This window comes from Puniceibacterium sp. IMCC21224, assembly GCF_001038505.1.
Lineage (GTDB): Bacteria > Pseudomonadota > Alphaproteobacteria > Rhodobacterales > Rhodobacteraceae > Puniceibacterium.
This window is the reverse complement of sequence record NZ_LDPY01000001.1, coordinates 3,846,874-3,865,247: the sequence shown is the minus strand read 5'-3', so window position 1 is coordinate 3,865,247 and position 18,374 is coordinate 3,846,874. Positions and strand designations below refer to the sequence as shown.

At 60.7% G+C, this 18,374-nt stretch carries 21 protein-coding genes; 17 read left to right on the top strand and 4 right to left on the bottom strand.

Features of this window, described 5'->3' with window-relative positions; translation table 11 throughout:
- Positions 1-124: 124 nt before the first annotated feature.
- From IMCC21224_RS18020 to IMCC21224_RS17990, 9 genes are all read left to right on the top strand, one after another.
- Positions 125-310 carry a hypothetical protein gene (locus IMCC21224_RS18020; protein WP_047996525.1) on the top strand — a complete coding sequence of 62 codons (186 nt, stop codon included), beginning with the start codon at positions 125-127 and terminating at the stop codon, positions 308-310.
- Positions 311-312: 2 nt separating this feature from the next.
- On the top strand, positions 313-477 hold the full coding sequence (gene hemP / locus IMCC21224_RS27250) for a hemin uptake protein HemP (RefSeq protein WP_082135264.1): 165 nt from the start codon (positions 313-315) through the stop codon (positions 475-477).
- Between the two features lie 2 nt (positions 478-479).
- Positions 480-995 (top strand): hypothetical protein, encoded by a 516-nt coding sequence (locus tag IMCC21224_RS18015; protein WP_047996524.1) that lies wholly within the window; start codon positions 480-482, stop codon positions 993-995.
- Between the two features lie 84 nt (positions 996-1,079).
- Positions 1,080-1,373, top strand: coding sequence for a bacterioferritin-associated ferredoxin (locus IMCC21224_RS27245; RefSeq protein ID WP_082135337.1), 294 nt, complete (start codon positions 1,080-1,082; stop codon positions 1,371-1,373).
- Entirely contained in the window at positions 1,321-1,806 is a 486-nt protein-coding gene (gene bfr / locus IMCC21224_RS18010; RefSeq protein ID WP_047996523.1) for a bacterioferritin, read from the top strand. The genes IMCC21224_RS27245 and bfr overlap by 53 nt, the downstream gene beginning before the upstream one ends.
- Positions 1,807-1,920: 114 nt before the next feature.
- Positions 1,921-2,709, top strand: coding sequence for an exodeoxyribonuclease III (locus IMCC21224_RS18005; RefSeq protein WP_047996522.1), 789 nt, complete (start codon positions 1,921-1,923; stop codon positions 2,707-2,709).
- A 122-nt stretch (positions 2,710-2,831) separates the two neighbouring features.
- On the top strand, positions 2,832-3,746 hold the full coding sequence (locus IMCC21224_RS18000; RefSeq protein ID WP_047996521.1) for a co-chaperone YbbN: 915 nt from the start codon (positions 2,832-2,834) through the stop codon (positions 3,744-3,746).
- Between the two features lie 27 nt (positions 3,747-3,773).
- Entirely contained in the window at positions 3,774-4,421 is a 648-nt protein-coding gene (locus IMCC21224_RS17995) for an LON peptidase substrate-binding domain-containing protein (RefSeq protein ID WP_047996520.1), read from the top strand.
- Complete coding sequence (locus IMCC21224_RS17990) at positions 4,418-4,603, top strand: Trm112 family protein (protein WP_047996519.1); 186 nt, start codon at positions 4,418-4,420, stop codon at positions 4,601-4,603. The genes IMCC21224_RS17995 and IMCC21224_RS17990 overlap by 4 nt, the downstream gene beginning before the upstream one ends.
- 3 nt (positions 4,604-4,606) lie before the next feature.
- Here IMCC21224_RS17990 and IMCC21224_RS17985 read toward each other — a convergent pair whose 3' ends face one another.
- Complete coding sequence (locus IMCC21224_RS17985) at positions 4,607-5,482, bottom strand: bifunctional 2-polyprenyl-6-hydroxyphenol methylase/3-demethylubiquinol 3-O-methyltransferase UbiG (protein WP_047996518.1); 876 nt, start codon at positions 5,480-5,482, stop codon at positions 4,607-4,609.
- Positions 5,483-5,672: 190 nt separating this feature from the next.
- On the opposite strand from IMCC21224_RS17985, the gene truB reads away from it, so the two are divergent.
- From truB to rpsO, 4 genes are all read left to right on the top strand, one after another.
- Positions 5,673-6,578, top strand: a complete 906-nt coding sequence (gene truB / locus IMCC21224_RS17980; protein WP_047996517.1) for a tRNA pseudouridine(55) synthase TruB — start codon at positions 5,673-5,675, stop codon at positions 6,576-6,578.
- Between the two features lie 7 nt (positions 6,579-6,585).
- Positions 6,586-7,101, top strand: a complete 516-nt coding sequence (locus tag IMCC21224_RS17975; RefSeq protein ID WP_047997254.1) for a DUF1643 domain-containing protein — start codon at positions 6,586-6,588, stop codon at positions 7,099-7,101.
- A 103-nt stretch (positions 7,102-7,204) separates the two neighbouring features.
- A complete protein-coding gene (locus IMCC21224_RS17970) occupies positions 7,205-8,296 on the top strand; it encodes a calcium-binding protein (RefSeq protein WP_047996516.1) in 1,092 nt (363 codons plus the stop codon).
- A gap of 179 nt (positions 8,297-8,475) precedes the next feature.
- Positions 8,476-8,745, top strand: coding sequence for a 30S ribosomal protein S15 (rpsO, locus tag IMCC21224_RS17965; protein WP_047996515.1), 270 nt, complete (start codon positions 8,476-8,478; stop codon positions 8,743-8,745).
- 501 nt (positions 8,746-9,246) lie between these two features.
- On the opposite strand, the gene IMCC21224_RS17960 is transcribed toward rpsO, so the two are convergent.
- The gene (locus IMCC21224_RS17960) at positions 9,247-10,644 is read right to left on the bottom strand and encodes a hypothetical protein (protein ID WP_047996514.1); all 1,398 of its coding nucleotides are present in this window, start codon (positions 10,642-10,644) and stop codon (positions 9,247-9,249) included.
- Positions 10,645-11,176: 532 nt separating this feature from the next.
- On the opposite strand from IMCC21224_RS17960, the gene pnp reads away from it, so the two are divergent.
- A complete protein-coding gene (gene pnp, locus IMCC21224_RS17955) occupies positions 11,177-13,321 on the top strand; it encodes a polyribonucleotide nucleotidyltransferase (protein ID WP_047996513.1) in 2,145 nt (714 codons plus the stop codon).
- A gap of 87 nt (positions 13,322-13,408) precedes the next feature.
- On the opposite strand, the gene IMCC21224_RS17950 is transcribed toward pnp, so the two are convergent.
- Positions 13,409-14,497 (bottom strand): transglutaminase-like domain-containing protein, encoded by a 1,089-nt coding sequence (locus IMCC21224_RS17950; protein WP_053079034.1) that lies wholly within the window; start codon positions 14,495-14,497, stop codon positions 13,409-13,411.
- A gap of 268 nt (positions 14,498-14,765) precedes the next feature.
- A complete protein-coding gene (locus tag IMCC21224_RS17945) occupies positions 14,766-15,452 on the bottom strand; it encodes a response regulator transcription factor (protein WP_047996511.1) in 687 nt (228 codons plus the stop codon).
- 153 nt (positions 15,453-15,605) lie between these two features.
- Here IMCC21224_RS17945 and ribA point away from each other — a divergent pair, with 153 nt between their 5' ends.
- From ribA to IMCC21224_RS17930, 3 genes are all read left to right on the top strand, one after another.
- Entirely contained in the window at positions 15,606-16,697 is a 1,092-nt protein-coding gene (gene ribA / locus IMCC21224_RS17940) for a GTP cyclohydrolase II (protein WP_047996510.1), read from the top strand.
- Between the two features lie 71 nt (positions 16,698-16,768).
- Complete coding sequence (locus tag IMCC21224_RS17935) at positions 16,769-17,770, top strand: LLM class flavin-dependent oxidoreductase (protein WP_047996509.1); 1,002 nt, start codon at positions 16,769-16,771, stop codon at positions 17,768-17,770.
- Positions 17,767-18,282: a L,D-transpeptidase gene (locus tag IMCC21224_RS17930; RefSeq protein WP_047996508.1), complete on the top strand. Its 516-nt coding sequence runs from the start codon at positions 17,767-17,769 to the stop codon at positions 18,280-18,282. Before IMCC21224_RS17935 ends, IMCC21224_RS17930 begins: the two co-directional genes overlap by 4 nt.
- The last annotated feature ends 92 nt before the right edge of the window (positions 18,283-18,374 follow it).

Below are 18,374 nucleotides of genomic sequence, written 5' to 3'. Positions count from 1 at the left end.
TTACTCAAGTTCAGATTGACATATCCGACTCTTTCGATCAGTTTTGAGAAAAGTGTCCAAGCCACCCTGTGCAGGCAGCCCGGATCACATCACTTCCGGATCAGACAACCCAAGGAGGTCGTTCGTGACACATCCGACAGCCCTGCGCCAAAGCGAGACAAGCGACGGAGCAGACTTTGCCACCCCGCAGGATTTCAACAGGATTCCCCCGCTGTGCCGCCGAGAAATCGCCGAGCTTGCCTTGGAATGCGCAATACCGGGCGAGCTGCGGCTCGAAGCCTTGTTCGACCGGGTGGAGCGGAAATCATGAATATGGACAGGATAATCGCCGACCCGCTGGCGACCGAATCGTTCTCGCTTCCGGCGTACGACGCGCGGATGCTGACCCAGAACGGCGATCAGGCGCGCATTGTGCTCGACGGGCAAGTCTACACATTGCGGATCACCCGCGCAGGCAAGCTGATCCTGACAAAATGAGGATGCGGTTCGATTTCCAGGACGTGGATGCGCCGTCAAAGCCAGCCCCGCCACGGGGCGCAGCACCTGTCGGGTTTCTTCAGGAGCTCGCGGGGCCAGAGTTGGCCGCCATCCTCTATATGCGGTCCTGGTGCGAAGGCGGCGCGGCAAAAGAACGGATCACCAGTGATTTCCGGCAGATGTTGGGCGAGGGTGATGCCTGGACGGCCGTGACTGAATTCGACGAACTGATGCGCACCACCTTGGGCGGAGCACGGCGGCCGCTGATGCGCCATGCTGTGAACTGCAAGTGCTTTGGCGGCGATGAAAGTGCATTTGCCAACATGGTCGCGGCCGCCGCAGTGCAGGATACGGATGAGGCGATGCTGTTCGCCTGCAATCTTTTGAACGCCAATGCCGCGTTCCAGGTGGTGCGTATGGCGCGGGCGCTGGGGCCAATGTTTTTGCGGATATCAAACTCGGTGGCGCCGGCCGGACTGGCGATGGATCAACCATCCCCGTCGCAGTTTCGGCACTGATGGGATGGCGGTAATGCGTATTGTTCTGGCGGGCGCCGCCACACCAGATCCCCCACCATGTCTTTGTTCCTGCAAGGAGAAATCATGATCGTCTGCCATTGCAACGCCATTTCCGACCATGAAATCCGCGCTGCCGTTGACTGGATGCGGGCGTCGGATGCGACCACTCTGATCACGCCGGGCAAAGTTTACCGCGCCCTTGGTAAACGCCCGGATTGCGGTGGCTGCCTGCCGCTTTTCCTTGACACCATGCAAGGCTGCGATAGCCTTGGTGTTCCCCCACAGCTGCGCGGATTGCGCCAGGCCATGACACAGGAAAAGACACATGAAGGGCGACGCCAAAGTCATCGAATATCTCAACAGCGCGCTGCGGAGTGAACTCACGGCGGTCAGCCAGTACTGGCTGCACTACCGGTTGCAAGAGGATTGGGGATACGGTCGCATCGCCGACAAATCCCGCGCCGAAAGCATTGAGGAAATGAACCACGCGGACAAACTGATCACGCGGATCATCTTTCTTGAGGGGCATCCAAATCTGCAAAAGCTGGACCCGCTGCGGATCGGTCAAACCCTGCGCGAAACGCTGGACAGCGATCTTGCTGGTGAACACGACGCCCGGACGCTGTATATTGAGGCACGCAATCATTGCGACAAGGTCGGCGATTTCGTTACCAAGAACCTGTTCGAGGAACTGATCGCGGACGAGGAAGGTCATATCGACTTCCTCGAAACCCAGATCGGTTTGTACGATTCTCTGGGTGAAGAGCGTTATGGCCTGCTCAACGCGAAACCAGCGAACGAAGCCGAATAAACCTATTCGCAGCTCTGGGTATGTCGTCCGGCGATAGGTCGGGCGACAGGCGGGGTTGTGCCAGGCGCAGCTTTGCGGGCAAAGAGGGGGAAACCCCGGCGCGGAGACCTGATCATGCCCTTTACCCTAGCCACCTGGAACATCAACTCGGTACGGTTGCGCGCGGCTCTGGTCGCAAAGTTGCTACACGACGAAGCACCGGATGTGCTCTGCCTGCAGGAATGCAAGAGCCCGGTCGACAAGATGCCGCTCGCTGATTTTGCGGCACTTGGCTACAGCCATGTCGTGGCGCGGGGGCAAAAGGGGTATAACGGGGTTGCGATCCTGTCCAAACTGCCAATCGAGGATGTGGGCGACCGCGATTTTGCTGCGCTGGGCCACGCCCGCCACGTGGCGGCGCGGCTGGAAAATGGTGTGACGATCCACAACTTCTATGTGCCCGCAGGCGGCGATATCCCGGACCGCGAAAAGAATATCAAGTTTGGTCAAAAACTGGATTACCTGACCGAGATGCGCGACTGGTTTCATGTCGAGCGCCCAGAGAAATCCATTCTTGTCGGCGATCTCAACATCGCGCCGCGCGAGGATGATGTCTGGAACCACAAGCAGCTGCTCAAGGTGGTCAGCCACACCCCGGTCGAGGTCGCTCAGCTGGCCGAAACCCAGGATGCCGGCGGCTGGGTGGATATCACCCGTCAGGACATTCCCGATGGAAACCTGTATTCATGGTGGTCCTACCGCAGCAAGGATTGGGATGCGGCGGACAAGGGGCGCAGGCTGGATCACGTTTGGGCCACGCCAGACATCTCGAATGCCGGGCATTCGAGCCGGGTGCTGCGCGCTGTGCGCGGATGGGAACAGCCAAGCGACCATGCGCCGGTGCTGGCCACCTTCGATTTGTGAGGCGGCGCGGGGGCAAACCCCGCTCTGCACACGGGGCGCCCCCTTGCAACATCGGGGGCCTTGCGCCATCTAAACGGACAACAGCCAATGCCGGTCAAAGGCCGGGCAAGAGGGGATATCCGATGATCGAACTGGGAACGGGCGCTGCCAAGCCGCAACAAAGCTATGTCAAGGACGTGGCCGAGAAGGACTTTTTGAAAGAGGTGATCGAGGCCAGCCGCGAGGTGCCGGTCATCGTTGATTTCTGGGCGCCTTGGTGCGGCCCGTGCAAGACGCTTGGTCCACAGCTCGAAGAGGCGGTGAACGCGGCCAAAGGCGCGGTGCGGATGGCCAAGGTCAACGTCGACGAGGCGCAAGGTATTGCCGGCCAGTTGCAGATCCAGTCGATCCCGACGGTGTATGCCTTTTTCAACGGCCAGCCGATCGACGGGTTTCAGGGCGCAGTGCCACATTCCGAGGTCAAGGCGTTCGTTGAACGCGTGGTCGCCCAGTCGGGTGGCGATGCCAGCGGTGGTCTGGACGAGGCGATTGCCGCCGCCGAAGAGATGCTTGAACAGGGGGCTGCCACGGACGCGGCGCAGATTTTCAGCGCGATCCTAGGGGAAGAGCCGAACCACGCCGGCGCCTATGGCGGCATGGTCCGCGCCCATCTGGCTATGGGCGAGCTGGACCAGGCCGAGGCGATCCTGAACGGCGCCCCGGCCGAGATTTCCAGCAGTGCCGAACTTGAGGCGGCGCATGCCCAGCTTATGCTGGCGCGTCAGGCTGAGAACGCAGGTCCGGTGGCTGAATTGACCGCGGCGGTCGAGTCCGATCCGGCCAACCATCAGGCGCGTCTGGATTTGGCGCAGGCGCTCTATGCTGATGGTGACGCGCAGGGCGCGGTTGATCAACTTCTCGAAAGCTTTCGCCGGGATCGCGAATGGAACGAAGGTGCTGCCAAGGCACAGCTTTTCACCATCTTCGAGGCGCTCAAGCCCAATGACCCAGTGGTTTTGAACGGACGGCGCAAGCTTAGCTCGCTTATATTTGCCTGACCCATGGCGCGGGCTAGATGGGATGACATGAAACACCTTCCCGATCTGCCGGATGTGATCCCGGTCTTTCCTTTGCCCGGCGCATTGCTGCTGCCCCGGTCACGCCTGCCGTTGCACCTGTTTGAGCCGCGGTATCTTCAGATGCTGGACGACGCGCTGAAAACCGACACGCGGCTGATTGGGATGGTCCAGCCCAACGCTGTGCCGGGGCGCGACGGGATCGGCCTGCAACGTATCGGCTGCGCTGGTCGCATCACGCAGTTTTCGGAAACCGAGGACGGGCGCTATATGGTCACTCTGTCCGGGGTTTCGCGGTTTCGTGTGCAATCCGAGGTCGAGGGATTTAGCCCCTACCGTCGGTGCGATGTCAGTTGGGCCGGGTTCGAGGCGGATCGCAGACCCGCAGCCGAGGCCGACGATACCTTTAATCGCGGGGCGTTTCTGGCTCTGTTGGACCGCTATTTTACCGCGCGCGACCTGTCGGCAGACTGGGATACACTGAAAGAGGCCGAAGACGAGCTATTGGTGAATTCCCTGTCGATGCTTCTGGATTTCGACCCCGAGGACAAACAGGCGCTGCTTGAGGCACCATCGCTAAGCACACGGCGCGAAACGCTGGTGATGCTGATCGAATATGCCCTGCGCGGCGGGGACGACGAAGGACTGATGCAATGAGCGACAAACCAGATTTCGACCGGCATATGCTCGAAGCGCTGATTTGCCCGCAGACCCATGGGCGGCTGGACTATGATGCTTCTGCGCAGGAACTGATCAGTCAGCGTGCGCAGCTTGCCTTTCCGATCCGCGATGGCATCCCTGTCATGCTGATCGACGAGGCGCGCCGGATCGACGACTGACTGTCAGAGCAGACCCAGAGACCGCCTTGCGCGGCCCAAAACCCGCCGTGTCCGCTCAAGAATGCGCCGCGAGCGTTCAGCCAGTTGGTTCACCGGACGTACCGCAGCTTTGGCGCCGGGTTTTTTCAGGGCTACATAAAATTCGTTCAACGGTGCGCGAGTGGGGTCGATATCGGCGATTTCGAAACCGGTCAGGCCGTCGTCCCTTAGCGCCTTGATGACATTTCCGAATTCCCGCGCGTTCAGCACATTACAATGCACGTCGATATAGCTGGTGCGGGCGGTGTCGGCGCGATTGCGGGCCTGTTCGGGGGTAAACACCCGCGGACCTTTGGAATCTGGCAGACCCTGCCAGAGCCGCCCAACCATCACCTTGCGGTGGTTCAAAAAATGCTCCTCCACTGTTTCGGGGTCAGGGCGAGAGATCCGGCGCGTGTGACGGTCACGGAACTGCGCCAAACTGGTCGCCGGACGGTCAATGTCATAGGTGTAGTGGCGGTCCGGGTAGACGATCAGAAACAGCCCGCCGGGGCGCAGAATCGCCTCAACACTGTTCAGGACAGCAACAAGGTCCGGCACATGTTCCAGAACATGGGCGCAAAACACAAAGTCGAGCGATTGTTGCGGCACCACTTCGTCCAGCTGTTTGTCGAGCAGTACAAAATCGACCGGCACCACGTCGGCTTCGGTCCGTGTCGGGCTGGCGCGGGCAAGCCGACGCAGTTCGGCGGTGTCCTTGACGTCGGCATACAATATGTTCGGGAAATCGGCGCGGGAAAAGATCGGTCGGTCAAAGGGCCCGATTTCAAGGCCGGTGCGGGTGGCAAGATCAAATTGCGACAAAAAATGCGCGCGGCGCAGGTCGGCGGGCGAAGTCAAAATGGCGCTCCTTCTTAAATATATGGAAAACCTGCCGCAGCGCAGAAGAATATGCAAGAATAGTTCGGGCAATCCGCCAACGTCGCCGGGCTTATGCGAGACCGCCAGGGTCACGCGATCTGGTTGGGGCGAATTGACAGCCTGCGGGCGCGCTGATACGTCCCCGCGCTCAGTTAAAGAGGGTGGGATCATGGGACGCAGCCGCAAAGGTCGGGACATTTCGGGATGGCTGGTGGTGGACAAACCGGCAGGCATCAGTTCAACCGCTGTGGTGAACAAGGTGCGCTGGGCGCTGGACGCGAAAAAGGCAGGCCATGCCGGCACGCTGGACCCAGAGGCGACCGGTGTTCTGGCGATCGCGCTGGGTGAGGCGACCAAGACGGTCCCCTACATCACCGACGCGCTCAAGGCGTACCGCTTTACGGTGCGGCTGGGGCAGGGCACCAATACCGATGACACCGAAGGCGAAGTGATCGCGACCAGCGATCTGCGCCCTGACGATGATGCGATCCGCGCGGCGCTGCCACGTTTCGTCGGTGACATCATGCAGGTGCCGCCGCAGTTTTCCGCCGTTAAGATCGATGGCGAACGGGCCTACAAACGTGCCCGCGACGGAGAGGCGATGGAGATTGCGGCCCGCCCGCTCTGGGTCGAAGAACTGAGCATGGTTGAACGCCCCGATGCCGATCACGTCGTCCTGGAAATGATCTGCGGCAAGGGGGGGTATGTCCGCTCGATCGCGCGTGATCTGGGTGCTGTTCTGGGCTGCCATGGGCATGTGCGCGAATTGCGCCGGGTCTGGTCCGGCCCGTTCGAGTCGGACGATGGCCTGAGCCTGGACGACATCAACCGGATGGCCCGCACCCCCGAGCTGGACAGCTTTGTCCGCCCCCTCGAAGAGGGATTGTCCGATCTGCCGCAACTGCCGTGCAGTGCCGAATCGGCGGCAAAGCTGCGCAACGGCAACCCCGCCATGGTGATCGCTTCGGATGTGGAATTCGGCGACGAATGCTGGGCCGCCCATGACGGTCGCGCCGTGGCGGTAGGGATCTACAAAGCCGGAGAGTTGCACCCGATCCGCGTCTTCGTTGGCTGAAGTCGGCGTGATCCGGCGCGAACATCTGTGTGACGATCACCGCTCGGACGCGATGTATAGCCCCTGTGAACGCTATCGCTACAGCCTGTCGCGGATTTGGGATCCCGCTGCAGAGACGGTCGCGTTTGTGATGCTCAACCCGTCAACTGCGACCGAACTGCGCAACGATCCGACAATTGAGCGATGCGAGCGGCGGGCGCGGCAAATGGGGTATGGCGGCGTGTCGATCGCCAATCTCTTTGCCTTTCGCGCGACAAAGCCTGCGGATCTAAAGGCGGCGCCGGACCCCATTGGCCCCGAGAATGATGCGGTGCTGTGGAATCTGGCGTCCCGCGCGGCCTGCGTAATTGCGGCGTGGGGCACGCATGGTGCCCTGTTAGAGCGTGGCCCGGCGCTGGCGCAGCAACTCGGGCGGTTGTGGCATCTGGGGTTGACCAAAGACGGGCATCCTCGCCATCCGCTTTATGTCTCATATCAGACCAGGTTGCAGCTCTGGCCAGAGGCCGAGCGCTACGCCGGGTGATCTGCCGCCTCAGGCGTCCGCGTTAACCTTTGATCGCGAATAACGTTGATTGGTGATCGGCTTTGGCTGAACATCCCTGTCGGGGTGCGTTAGGGTTGGTGTGATGTTCTGGTTAGCGGGTTTGATGGGAATGATGGTGTTGGGATCGGTTGCGGTCGTGACCACACCTCTCAAGGATGATGGCGAGTATGACGACGATGGCGATGCGGACGGTCAGGGACTGCTAGACGCCGCAGCCGGGGTGATGGACGGCCTTTTGTCCAAACTCGCGCCGGGCGACGCTGGGGATGCGACGTCTGGCGAAGTGCCGCCGGAAGAAATCGCAGCGCTGGCGGGCAAAATGACAAACCTGTCGGAAGACTTCGCAGACACTCTCCCAGAGAACACCATTGCCCAGGGTGCCGCCGCGGGCGACAGCCTGATTGGGGGGGCAGGCACCGATCTGTTAGGCGGTGCCGCCGGTGACGATCTGATCGACGGGCTGGACGGTGACGACGAATTGATGGGCGGTGATGGCCAGGACACGCTGGACGGCGGCGGCGGCAACGACACCGTGCATGGCGAATCTGGTGACGATTCGATGGCTGGTGGCGACGGCGCAGATGTTCTGTTTGGCCACGATGGTGATGACGCTCTTTGGGGGGATGCAGGCGCCGACAGCCTGAACGGCGGTCAGGGGGACGATACGCTGAACGGCGGCGCGGGCGCGGATTCGTTGCACGGGCGCGAAGGCATTGACTTGCTGGATGGCGGAACCGGCACGGACGCATTATTCGGCGGCGACGGAAATGATCGGCTGAATGGCGTCGTGTTGGACGCCAGTGGAGCGGATACGGATGCTGGCGACTTTCTGAACGGCGGGGATGGCGACGATCTGATGATCATCGGCCAGGATGACGTCGCCACCGGTGGCGCTGGGCATGACACCTTTGCGCTGGGCGACTGGATCATGGAAAACGCGTCTGCGTCGCTGGCGGATTTTGATCAGGCCGAGGATCGTCTGATGGTGGTTTATGATGACAGCGACGGCGCCGAGGATGCAGAATTGGACATTGTGACGGATCAGGACAATCCGCAGATGATGCAGATCGTGGTCAATGGCACGGTACTGGCCGTGCTTCCCGCCGACGCGGCACCGCAGGTTGGCAATGTGGTCATGGTCGGATCCAGCATGGCGCACTCTTTCGGGCTCTGAGTCACCGGACCTTGCCGCCGAGGTGAGGCGCGGGGGCAGCCACGGTGAATTTCGCTTTCAATCCCGCCGGAATCACCCTATATGCGCGCATCCACCTCTGGGGTGGATACCTCCATGGGCCTGTGCTGGACGACATCCCGGCCTGCGCCATCACCCTTAGTCCGTCAAAGGAGATCCCGATGTCGATCACTGCCGAAGAAAAAAACCGCCTGATGAAAGAATTCGCAACCAAAGAAGGCGATACCGGTTCGCCCGAAGTTCAGGTTGCTATCCTCACCAGCCGGATCACTACCCTGACCGAACATTTCAAGACCCATAAGAAGGACAACCACTCGCGTCGTGGCCTTCTGATGATGGTCGCTCAGCGCCGCAAGCTGCTGGACTACACCAAGGCCAAAGATGACGCGCGCTATCAGGACCTGATCAAGCGTCTTGGCATCCGTCGCTAAGTCGACCTCTGCGCTGACCGGAAAAGAACGCCCGCTTGTCATTTGACATAAGCGGGCGTTTTCCGTTTGGGGCCCGAAATTTCATGTCGGTCAGCTTGCGCTATGGCGACGGTTATCCCTGCTGCGTTGCGCATGTCAGGTGTTGGTTCACCTGCTCCTATCGAGATGCTCGTCGTCTTCGAGAAAGTGATCAAGATCTGGCTGGTGCTGCTGCGCGGTCGGGCGGCGTTAAGCGACTTGCGATCTCCGGGCATTCCGAATCGAGCCACGGCACTGAGGCAGATATCGGGGACTAGCGTGCAGCGTTGGATAATTTGCCGCCGAAAGCGATGTGACGTAGTATCGGTGCCAGCGGCACACAGAATGCTGGGGATGTGATGAAAACCCTCCGCGCAGCCACAATCCATGATGACCTGATGGAGAAACTCAAAATCAGGTGATCACATACGTTTCGTCTGAGCGAGGGCTGATCAAATGACGCCGTCGCCAACAACCTTGGTGTCAGGCGTTTGCCCGGTTGCGTCGCAACCGACGGGCCCCAAAGAGCGACAACAACGCCGCCCCGATAAAATACAGCGATGCCGGCAGTGGAACAGTTGGAGGAGCCGGCGCGATCGGAGCTCCAGGGTCGCTGGTGCCGCCTCCGCCGCCTGTTGGCGGGTAAAAGAAAGGCGTGCCTGAATCGGGGGGTGAGCCATTATTCGACGAGCCACCTCCGGTAACGGGGCTAAAGTTCGTCGTCCCGGGGGGGGAGCTGCTCGCGGTCTGAACCGGCGTATTGCCGAACACTCTTGGCGGCTGGCCGGGGGTTCCGCCCACAAATGTCGGTGTAAAGACAGTAGGCGACGTGGGATCGTCGTCGGTGTCACCTGTGGTGAGCGATAGCATCTGCATGTAATTGCATGGTGCCAAAACGTGATTGCCGTCTTCGGAACTGATTGTGCAGATCGAAATCTCGGCCGAGCCGAGGCAACCTTTGACGTCATTCGGGGCGTCGGGCACGTTCGCGTCCGCCGCGCGGCTCAGCCGGGCAGTTTCGCTGTAACCGCTGAAATTGCCGTCAAAAATTCCCGGAATGTAGGCGCGTGCCAGCGTCCCATTTTCGCCAAAGGACACAAAGATTTCGTTGGTCTGGGAAAAGAAACCGCCGACCTCGTCCAGCTTGGCGAGGTAAAGTTCACCCGGTTCGTCCTTCATCCGGCAGGCGCGCAGTTCGGGCAGCGTCGCCAGTGGCGTAGTTGCCGGATCGGCGTGAAACATCAGGCGGACGTCGTTGCTGATCCGGCCTTCGGGCAGCTCATCGGTTGCCAGATCGGCGACACAATCCGTCAGCGCCGGGAAATCAGGTGCGAGGATGCTGTCCTGGACCTGATGGTTGGTGTCGACTGATGTCGCCGCCAGCCGTACGTCGACCCCGTCACGAAACGCGGTTTCGAGATCCGTCGCGGTTTGTCCGACAAGCCAAAGACTGTCGGTGCTGCGCTCCAGCGCGTCACGCACATCAACGATCGTGTCACCGATCATCAGCGACACCGGTGTTTGTGGCACAAGGCTATATTTTAGCTGAATCCGAAAAGAGATTGCCCCATCCGCACCGGCAACGGCCTGAATCGACGTGGCCGGGCTGCGGACGATTTCATCAAATGGCACTGAATCGCCACCAGAGGTCAAATAAGAAGAGTTTTCGATTTCGACACGCCGACTGACGACACAGGATTTTGCATCTGCCGTCGCTACGATCGAAGCGCCGCTGTCGAGGAATCGTTGATTGACCGGAACCCCTGCGGATTTCTGGGCAACGATGGCGTCAGAGTAAACGGCAGCCTGCCCAGAGGCTGCATAGAAGCATGCCCCAAACTCTAAAACCAACAATACTGACACACGGCGAAAGTTTCGCATAATTTTTACCTAAATCGCCCAGACAACGAGCGACCATTTAAATGCATACACTTCTTTTGGTCCTTCGGATAGATCTGACGCAATGGCCTGATATTTTTGCAACACTGGCACCACAGCGCGCAATCCAGAAGGAGAGTTCAGAGATCTTACGTACATTTAGACAAACTCGCGTAAAATCGCAGCGGAATAAAGGTAAGGTCGGGCAAACATTGTGTCATCTTGACGGCTGCGGTGCGACTGCCCTTTCCTGAGGTTGTTTCAGACGGTTGCTGCGTTCGGGTTGCGCTTTCGCCGAATGGTTTGGTGATCAAGCTGTCAGCTGCCAATGGCCGGACGCGGCAGATGTGCTGATTTCGCTGCCACCTTACCTGTTTCAAATCCCCCCAATCTGCTGTAAGGGCCAGCCATCTGAGACGTGGCGCGCGGGTCCCCGCGCCGTGAGAGAAATGATGATGGGGTCGGCGGCAATGGGGCCGCCATTTGGAACGGGAGACCCGGAGGGCCGGGCTTGCTCCCTTACAGGATACGCTAGATGTTCAACGTTACGACGAAATCCATGCAGTGGGGCGAAGAGACGCTGACACTGGAAACGGGCAAGGTTGCCCGTCAGGCCGACGGTTCGGTTATCGCCACTCTGGGCGAAACCTCTGTCATGGCCAACGTGACCTTTGCCAAAAAGGCAAAGGAAGGTCAGGACTTTTTCCCGCTGACCGTCCACTACCAAGAGAAATACTATGCCGCCGGTAAAGTGCCGGGTGGGTTCTTCAAGCGCGAGGCGCGCCCGACCGAGAAAGAGACGCTGACCGCGCGTCTGATCGACCGTCCGATCCGCCCGCTGTTCGTACCCGGCTTCAAGAACGAAGTTTTGGTGATGTGCACCGTACTGTCCCACGATCTGGTCAATGACCCGGACATGGTTGCGATGATCGCTGCCTCGGCCGCACTGACGATTTCGGGCGCACCGTTCCGGGGGCCAATCGCCGGCTGCCGCGTGGGTTATGAGGGTGGCAACTACATCCTGAACCCCGAAATCGACGACATGCACAAGCTCAAGGACAACCCCGATCAGCGCCTTGATCTGGTTGTCGCCGGCACCAAAGACGCCGTGATGATGGTCGAATCCGAAGCGTACGAGCTTACCGAAGAGGAAATGCTGGGTGCGGTGAAATTCGCCCACGAGCAGATCCAGCCGGTTGTAGACCTGATCATCGACTTGGCCGAAGCCTGCGCGAAAGAGCCGTTCGATTTCCAGCCTGCCGATTATTCCGACCTGTTCGCGGCTGTCAAAGCCGCAGGCGAAGACAAGATCCGCGCCGCTTACGCGATCATGGACAAGCAGGAGCGCACAACCGCCCTGTCCAACGCCAAGACCGCCATCAAGGACGCCCTGACCGAAGAGCAGCAGGCGGACGAGAACCTCGGCACCGCCATGAAGAAGCTCGAAGCGTCGGTTCTGCGCGGTGACGTGGTCAAATCCGGCAAGCGGATCGATGGTCGCGCTCTCGATACCATCCGTCCCATCGTTTGTGAAACCGGCCTGCTGCCGCGTACGCATGGTTCGGCTCTGTTCACCCGTGGTGAAACGCAGGGTCTGGTTGTGACCACGCTGGGCACCGGCGACGATGAGCAGATGATCGACAGCCTGCAGGGCATGTACAAGTCGAACTTTCTGCTGCACTATAACTTCCCCCCCTATTCGGTTGGCGAAGCGGGTCGCGTGGGCCCTCCGGGTCGTCGTGAAATCGGCCATGGTAAACTTGCCTGGCGCGCGCTTCAGGCGGTTCTGCCTGCGGCCACCGATTTCCCCTACACCATCCGCGTGGTGTCCGAGATCACCGAATCCAACGGCTCCAGCTCGATGGCGTCGGTCTGCGGTGGATCGCTGTCGATGATGGATGCAGGTGTGCCGCTGAAATCCGCCGTGGCTGGTGTGGCCATGGGTCTGATCCTCGAAGAGGACGGATCCTACGCGGTTCTGTCCGACATCCTGGGCGACGAGGATCACCTCGGCGACATGGACTTCAAGGTTGCAGGTACCGAAAACGGTATCACGTCGTTGCAGATGGACATCAAGATCGCTGGCATCACGCCCGAGATCATGGAAAAGGCACTGGCGCAGGCCAAGGCCGGTCGTCTGCACATCCTGGGTGAAATGTCCAAAGCTCTGACCGGCGCGCAGGAATTCAGCGTTCACGCACCGCGCATCGAGACGATGCAGATACCCACCGACAAGATCCGTGAAGTCATCGGATCGGGCGGCAAGGTCATCCGCGAGATCGTCGAAGTGTCGGGTGCCAAGGTCGATATCAATGACGAAGGCATCATCAAGATCGCCTCGCCCAACGGCGAAGCCATCAAGAAAGCCTACGACATGATCTGGTCCATCGTAGCCGAGCCCGAAGAGGGTCAGGTCTATGACGGCAAGGTCGTGAAGATCGTCGATTTTGGCGCCTTCGTGAACTTCTTTGGCAAACGTGACGGTCTGGTGCACGTGTCCCAGATCGAAAACCGCCGCCTGAACCATCCGTCGGATGTGCTCAAGGAAGGTCAGGACGTAAAGGTCAAGCTGCTGGGCTTTGATGATCGCGGCAAGGTTCGCCTGTCGATGAAGGTCGTCAACCAGGAGACCGGCGTCGAGATGACCGCCGAAGAGCAGAAAGAAGCCGCCGAAAGCTGATCGGCTTCAACATATGAAAACGAAAAAGCCCCCGCCGTTACGCGGGGGCTTTTTTGTTCAGGGTCATCCCAAGGAACTTGCGGTGCGTTAGACTTCCTGAGCGGCGATCGAATAGACAAAGCTCGCCGGGTCGAGTTCGTCTCGGCGTATCCCGCCAATTTCGGCCTGCGGGTACATCAGGAATGGTAGGCGGTCCGCGTCCGATCCGGGCAAGTCGACGTCATGGGCAAAGTTCAAGGCGACCCAGTTGCCTTCCCAGGCGCCGAACAGTTCGTCGCGGACATCCTGCACTTCGGGATCGCCCAGCGACAGCGTCTTGGGTGGTTCTTCGAGCACGACCTTTCGCACATCTGCCGGATCGACCGGCACCCAGCCGTGGCCTTCCAGAAATACGTCCGCGCGGCAGTGCTGTGCCTTGGTGATGTCGCTCGACCCCGCGCCAAGGCTCTTGTAGCCAAAGGCCGACGGCGCAACGCGAAGCCCGTAAACGTCGCGCGCCGGAAGCCCGGCGGCGCGGGCGAGGCCGACATAAAGCGTGTTGAGATCGGCGCATTTGCCAGTGAGATCGCCCATTGTCAGCATCGAGGCGATGTCCCCCAATCCGCAGCCACGGGTTTCGGGGTTGCGTTCAGTGCTTTCGACCACCCAGTCATAGATGCGGCGAGCCTTTTCGACATCGCTCTTGGCCCCGGCGACGATCTGCTCTGCGGTGTCGCGTACGATGCCATCGGTCGGGATCAGGTCGGTCGGCGCCGTAAGCAATGCTCTGTCCTCTGCAGAGAGCGCAGGCGCCGTTCCGGGGCTGCTCAGGTCAACCCGGCGGTTCTGGGTTGAGGCCAGGGATGTGACGTCCAGCAGGGCGTCGTCGTCACCGGATTCCCAAATAGCATGGACAAAGCGCGCACCATGTGCGTCGGTTTCAAGCGAGATCTGATCGGCGTTCGACGTCCAGCGGGTGTCTCCGGCCTTCGACCAGTCGCTTTCGGTGACTGCAGGCACCGGAACCCAAGCTTGCGCCATGGCCCCTGCACGCTGCAATTGCACAGAAGTGCGCATCTCGAACTGGCGCCATCCGTCGGGCCGGGGTGCAAAAGCCGCCGCGGCCAGCCGGGGCACAGCCGTCAGTAGCGCCGCCGCACCGCCAAGTTTCATAGCAGTTCGTCTGTTCAGGGCCATCTGGCATTTCCTTGCGTTGTATTGGGTTGCGGTCTGAATAATCGGTTGACCGGGTCTGGACAAGGCCGCGCATGGTGTTCGGGCGGAAAGCGTTCGGGATCGCAGAGGCGCCGCCTGGCCTGGGCGATATGCTTGAAAAAAGGCCCGGGCAGAGCCCGGGCCAGTCCAACAGGGAGGTGCATGTGATAACCCGCACATGCAACGGGGTTCGGTATCGAACGCCTTGGATCCAAACTAGTTCCCAAGGCGTGCAAATTAAACTGAGACCTTAGGACACCAGCCGATATCCGCCGGATTCCGTGACCAGCAACCGGGCGTTTGAGGGGTCGGGCTCAATCTTTTGACGTAGCCGATATATGTGGGTTTCCAGCGTGTGGGTGGTCACGCCTGCATTGTAACCCCAAACCTCGTGCAGCAGGATATCGCGGGCGACGATGCCGTCGGTGGACCTGTAAAGGAACTTGAGGATATTCGTCTCTTTCTCGGTCAGGCGGATCTTTTTGTCGTCCTCGGTGATCAGCATCTTCATCGCCGGCTTGAACGTGTACGGCCCAAGCGTGAACACCGCGTCTTCGGATTGCTCGTGCTGGCGCAGTTGCGCGCGGATGCGGGCCAGAAGGACGGGGAATTTGAACGGTTTGGTCACATAGTCATTGGCGCCAGCATCGAGACCCAGAATGGTATCTGCGTCGGAATCATGCCCGGTGAGCATGATGACCGGCGCTTTGACCCCCTGTTTGCGCATCAGACGGCACAATTCGCGCCCATCGGTGTCCGGCAGGCCGACGTCCAGAATGATCAGATCATAATTCTGCTCACGCGCGCGCGCCATGGCAGCGGCACCATTCTCAGCTTCGAATACCTCGAAATCCTCGGTCATGATCAGTTGCTCGGCCAGGGCCTCGCGCAGATCGTCGTCGTCGTCGACCAGCAGGATATTCTTGAGTTGCGCCATGTTGCCTTCTCCTTGTCTTTGATGGCAAATGTAGGTGCGGGGGCGCTGTGGCAAGATTTGCTGCACTCTGCTCACGGTCTCGTGTCCCAGCAGGGCATTTGTTACAAAAATCCGCCGGATCTGTAACCGTCTGGCCCCGATAACAGGCCGCATATGTCCTTTGCCCCTGATCTGACCGAAATTCTGGCCCGCGCGCGCGCTGATCTGCGCATGGGGGTGCCGATCGTGCTGGATGCTGGTGCAACCGCTGCGCTGGTGCTTGCCACCGAGACGCTGAGCCCGGCGCGGTTGCGTGATGTGCAGGATCTGACGCTGCCTGCGGACCTGGCGCTGACCGGACGGCGGGCCGAAACGCTCAAGGCGCGGGCCTATGACGGGGATGTGGCGCGGGTGGTTCTGCCGTCGGATGCGGATCTGGCGTGGGTTCAAAGTTTGGCCGACCCTGCCGATGATCTGGCTGTGCCGATGAAGGGGCCGCTACAGTCCCGGCGTGACGGCGACGCGGCGTTGCACCGGCTAGCGCTGACGCTGGCGAAATCAGCGCGACTGCTGCCTGCCGCACTGATTGTTCCGATGGAGCAGGGGGCTGATTTTGCCCGAACACACGGGCTGACCTGCGTTGATGCCGTGGCCGCTGCTCCCCATGTGCTGGCGCTGGGGGCGCTGGATCACGTGATTTCCGCCCGCGTTCCGTTGCGCGCCGCCGAACAGGCGCGGCTGCATATTTACCGCCCAGAGGATGGATCAGAAGAGCATTACGCAATCGAGATTGGCCGCCCCGACCGCGAGGCCGCGGTTTTGACCCGTCTGCATTCAGCTTGTTTTACCGGTGATCTTCTGGGCAGTCTGAAATGTGATTGCGGGCCGCAACTGAACGCCGCGCTGATGCAGATGGGGCAGGAAGGCGCGGGCGTCTTGCTCTATCTCAACCAAGAGGGGCGCGGCATCGGCCTGGCCAATAAAATGCGGGCCTATGCGCTTCAGGATCAGGGGTTTGATACCGTCGAGGCCAATCACCGGCTGGGGTTCGAGGATGACGAGCGCGACTTTCGCCTAGGCGCGCTGATCCTGGACCGGATGGGGTTTTCGCGGGTGCGGTTGCTGACCAACAACCCCCGCAAGATCGAGATGATGCAGCGTAGTGGGATCGAGGTGGCGGAACGCGTGCCACTTAAGGTCGGGGAAACGGCGTTCAACAGCGCCTATCTTGCGACCAAGGCGGCCAAGTCGGGGCATCTGCTCTGACTCGAGGGCGCTGACCTTGCACCGGCGCTCGGGATGCTTAGCTTCCCTTGCAACAGCAAGGATACCTGCCGATGAAATACTCTGTTCTCGATCTCGCTCCGGTGCCCGAAGGGGCTGATGCCGCCACGGCGCTGCGCAACACCGGTGAACTGGCCCGCCACGCTGAGGCGTTGGGATATCACCGCTACTGGCTGGCTGAGCATCACAACATGAAAGGCATCGCCAGTGCCGCGACCGCCGTGCTGATCGGCCATGTCGCAGGCCTGACGCAGCGCATTCGCGTCGGTGCTGGCGGGATCATGTTGCCAAATCATGCGCCGCTGGCCGTGGCTGAGCAGTTCGGCACGCTCGCCACGCTCTATCCCGGTCGCATTGACCTGGGGCTGGGGCGTGCGCCGGGCGGCGACATGGCGGTGATGCGGGCGCTGCGGTTGCGCCAGGACGCGGGTGACCGCTTTCCCGACGATGTCGCTGAGCTGATGGGATATTTCGGACCAGAGATGCCGGGCGCCGTAGTTTCCGCGCATCCGGGGCAGGGCACAAACGTGCCGCTGTGGATGCTGGGTTCATCGCTGTACGGTGCGCAGGTTGCGGCGCATTTTGGGCTGCCTTATGCTTTTGCCTCGCATTTTGCACCTGCCGCGCTTGAACAGGCTGCCGAGATTTACCGCCAGAAATTCCAGCCCTCGGATCATCTGCAAAAGCCGCATTTCATGTTGGCAGTGAACGTCTTTGCCGCTGACACCGATGCCAAAGGCGTGCGGCTGCGATCCTCAATGCAGCAGGCCTTCTACCGCTTGCGCACCGGCCAGCCGGGTCAGCTGCCGCGTCCTGTGGACCGGATCGAGGATGTGATCCCCGCCGCGAACCTTGGCGCCGTGAATGAGGCGCTGCGGATCACTGCCGTGGGTAGCCCCGCAACAGTGCGCCGTCAGTTGACCGAGCTGATCGCGCGGCATCAGCCAGACGAGGTGATTCTGACCGGACAGATCCACGACCACGCTGCGCGCATGCGGTCATTCGAGATTGCCGCCGGGGCGATGCGCAATCTGGACACCGGGCTGGTTGCGTGACACCTGCCGATCTTGTGTTGACACGCCGGGGCCTGCGGTTTCGCGGCCGCTATTGGCCCTGCACCATTGGGCGCGGCGGCGTGTCGGCGACCAAATGTGAAGGCGACGGCGCAACGCCCATCGGCTGCCACCGGATTATCGGCATGCTCTACCGCCCGGACCGGATCGCGCGGCCGACCTCTTGGGCAGACCCGATCCGACCCGGTGATCTGTGGTCAGACGATTGCGGTGATGCCGACTACAACCAGATGGTCCGCGCGCCGTATCCACACAGTCACGAGATGCTGCGCCGGGCCGATCCGCTCTATGATCTGGTGTTGCTTACCGATTGGAATTGGCCCGATGTGGTGCCGGAGCGCGGGTCGGCAATCTTCCTGCATCAGCAGCGCCGCAAAGGCTATCCGACCGAAGGCTGCGTTGCATTCCGCCGTGACCATTTGCAGCGCATCGCCGGGATGATCACGCCGCAGTCCCGACTGATCGTACCGGCGCTGGGGGTGCCCTTGGGTTAACGACGTTCACCGGATGCGGTTTGCGGACGGTGGGATTTGCGGGCATCTGGCGCCGAAAGCGGCGCGCAGTGTGGCGATGCGGGCTGCTCCGC

Bases quoted from the DNA above. Each gene is read 5' to 3' on its own strand.
- IMCC21224_RS17990 (WP_047996519.1), top strand. From the start codon at position 4,418: ATGAGCGACAAACCAGATTTCGACCGGCATATGCTCGAAGCGCTGATT.
- IMCC21224_RS18015 (WP_047996524.1), top strand. From the start codon at position 480: ATGCGGTTCGATTTCCAGGACGTGGATGCGCCGTCAAAGCCAGCCCCG.
- IMCC21224_RS18000 (WP_047996521.1), top strand. From the start codon at position 2,832: ATGATCGAACTGGGAACGGGCGCTGCCAAGCCGCAACAAAGCTATGTC.
- IMCC21224_RS17995 (WP_047996520.1), top strand. From the start codon at position 3,774: ATGAAACACCTTCCCGATCTGCCGGATGTGATCCCGGTCTTTCCTTTG.
- IMCC21224_RS17935 (WP_047996509.1), top strand. From the start codon at position 16,769: ATGAAATACTCTGTTCTCGATCTCGCTCCGGTGCCCGAAGGGGCTGAT.
- IMCC21224_RS17950 (WP_053079034.1), bottom strand. From the start codon at position 14,497: ATGGCCCTGAACAGACGAACTGCTATGAAACTTGGCGGTGCGGCGGCG.
- IMCC21224_RS17970 (WP_047996516.1), top strand. From the start codon at position 7,205: ATGTTCTGGTTAGCGGGTTTGATGGGAATGATGGTGTTGGGATCGGTT.
- pnp (WP_047996513.1), top strand. From the start codon at position 11,177: ATGTTCAACGTTACGACGAAATCCATGCAGTGGGGCGAAGAGACGCTG.
- hemP (WP_082135264.1), top strand. From the start codon at position 313: ATGGACAGGATAATCGCCGACCCGCTGGCGACCGAATCGTTCTCGCTT.
- IMCC21224_RS17960 (WP_047996514.1), bottom strand. From the start codon at position 10,644: ATGCGAAACTTTCGCCGTGTGTCAGTATTGTTGGTTTTAGAGTTTGGG.
- IMCC21224_RS18005 (WP_047996522.1), top strand. From the start codon at position 1,921: ATGCCCTTTACCCTAGCCACCTGGAACATCAACTCGGTACGGTTGCGC.
- IMCC21224_RS17945 (WP_047996511.1), bottom strand. From the start codon at position 15,452: ATGGCGCAACTCAAGAATATCCTGCTGGTCGACGACGACGACGATCTG.
- IMCC21224_RS27245 (WP_082135337.1), top strand. From the start codon at position 1,080: ATGATCGTCTGCCATTGCAACGCCATTTCCGACCATGAAATCCGCGCT.
- rpsO (WP_047996515.1), top strand. From the start codon at position 8,476: ATGTCGATCACTGCCGAAGAAAAAAACCGCCTGATGAAAGAATTCGCA.
- bfr (WP_047996523.1), top strand. From the start codon at position 1,321: ATGAAGGGCGACGCCAAAGTCATCGAATATCTCAACAGCGCGCTGCGG.
- ribA (WP_047996510.1), top strand. From the start codon at position 15,606: ATGTCCTTTGCCCCTGATCTGACCGAAATTCTGGCCCGCGCGCGCGCT.
- truB (WP_047996517.1), top strand. From the start codon at position 5,673: ATGGGACGCAGCCGCAAAGGTCGGGACATTTCGGGATGGCTGGTGGTG.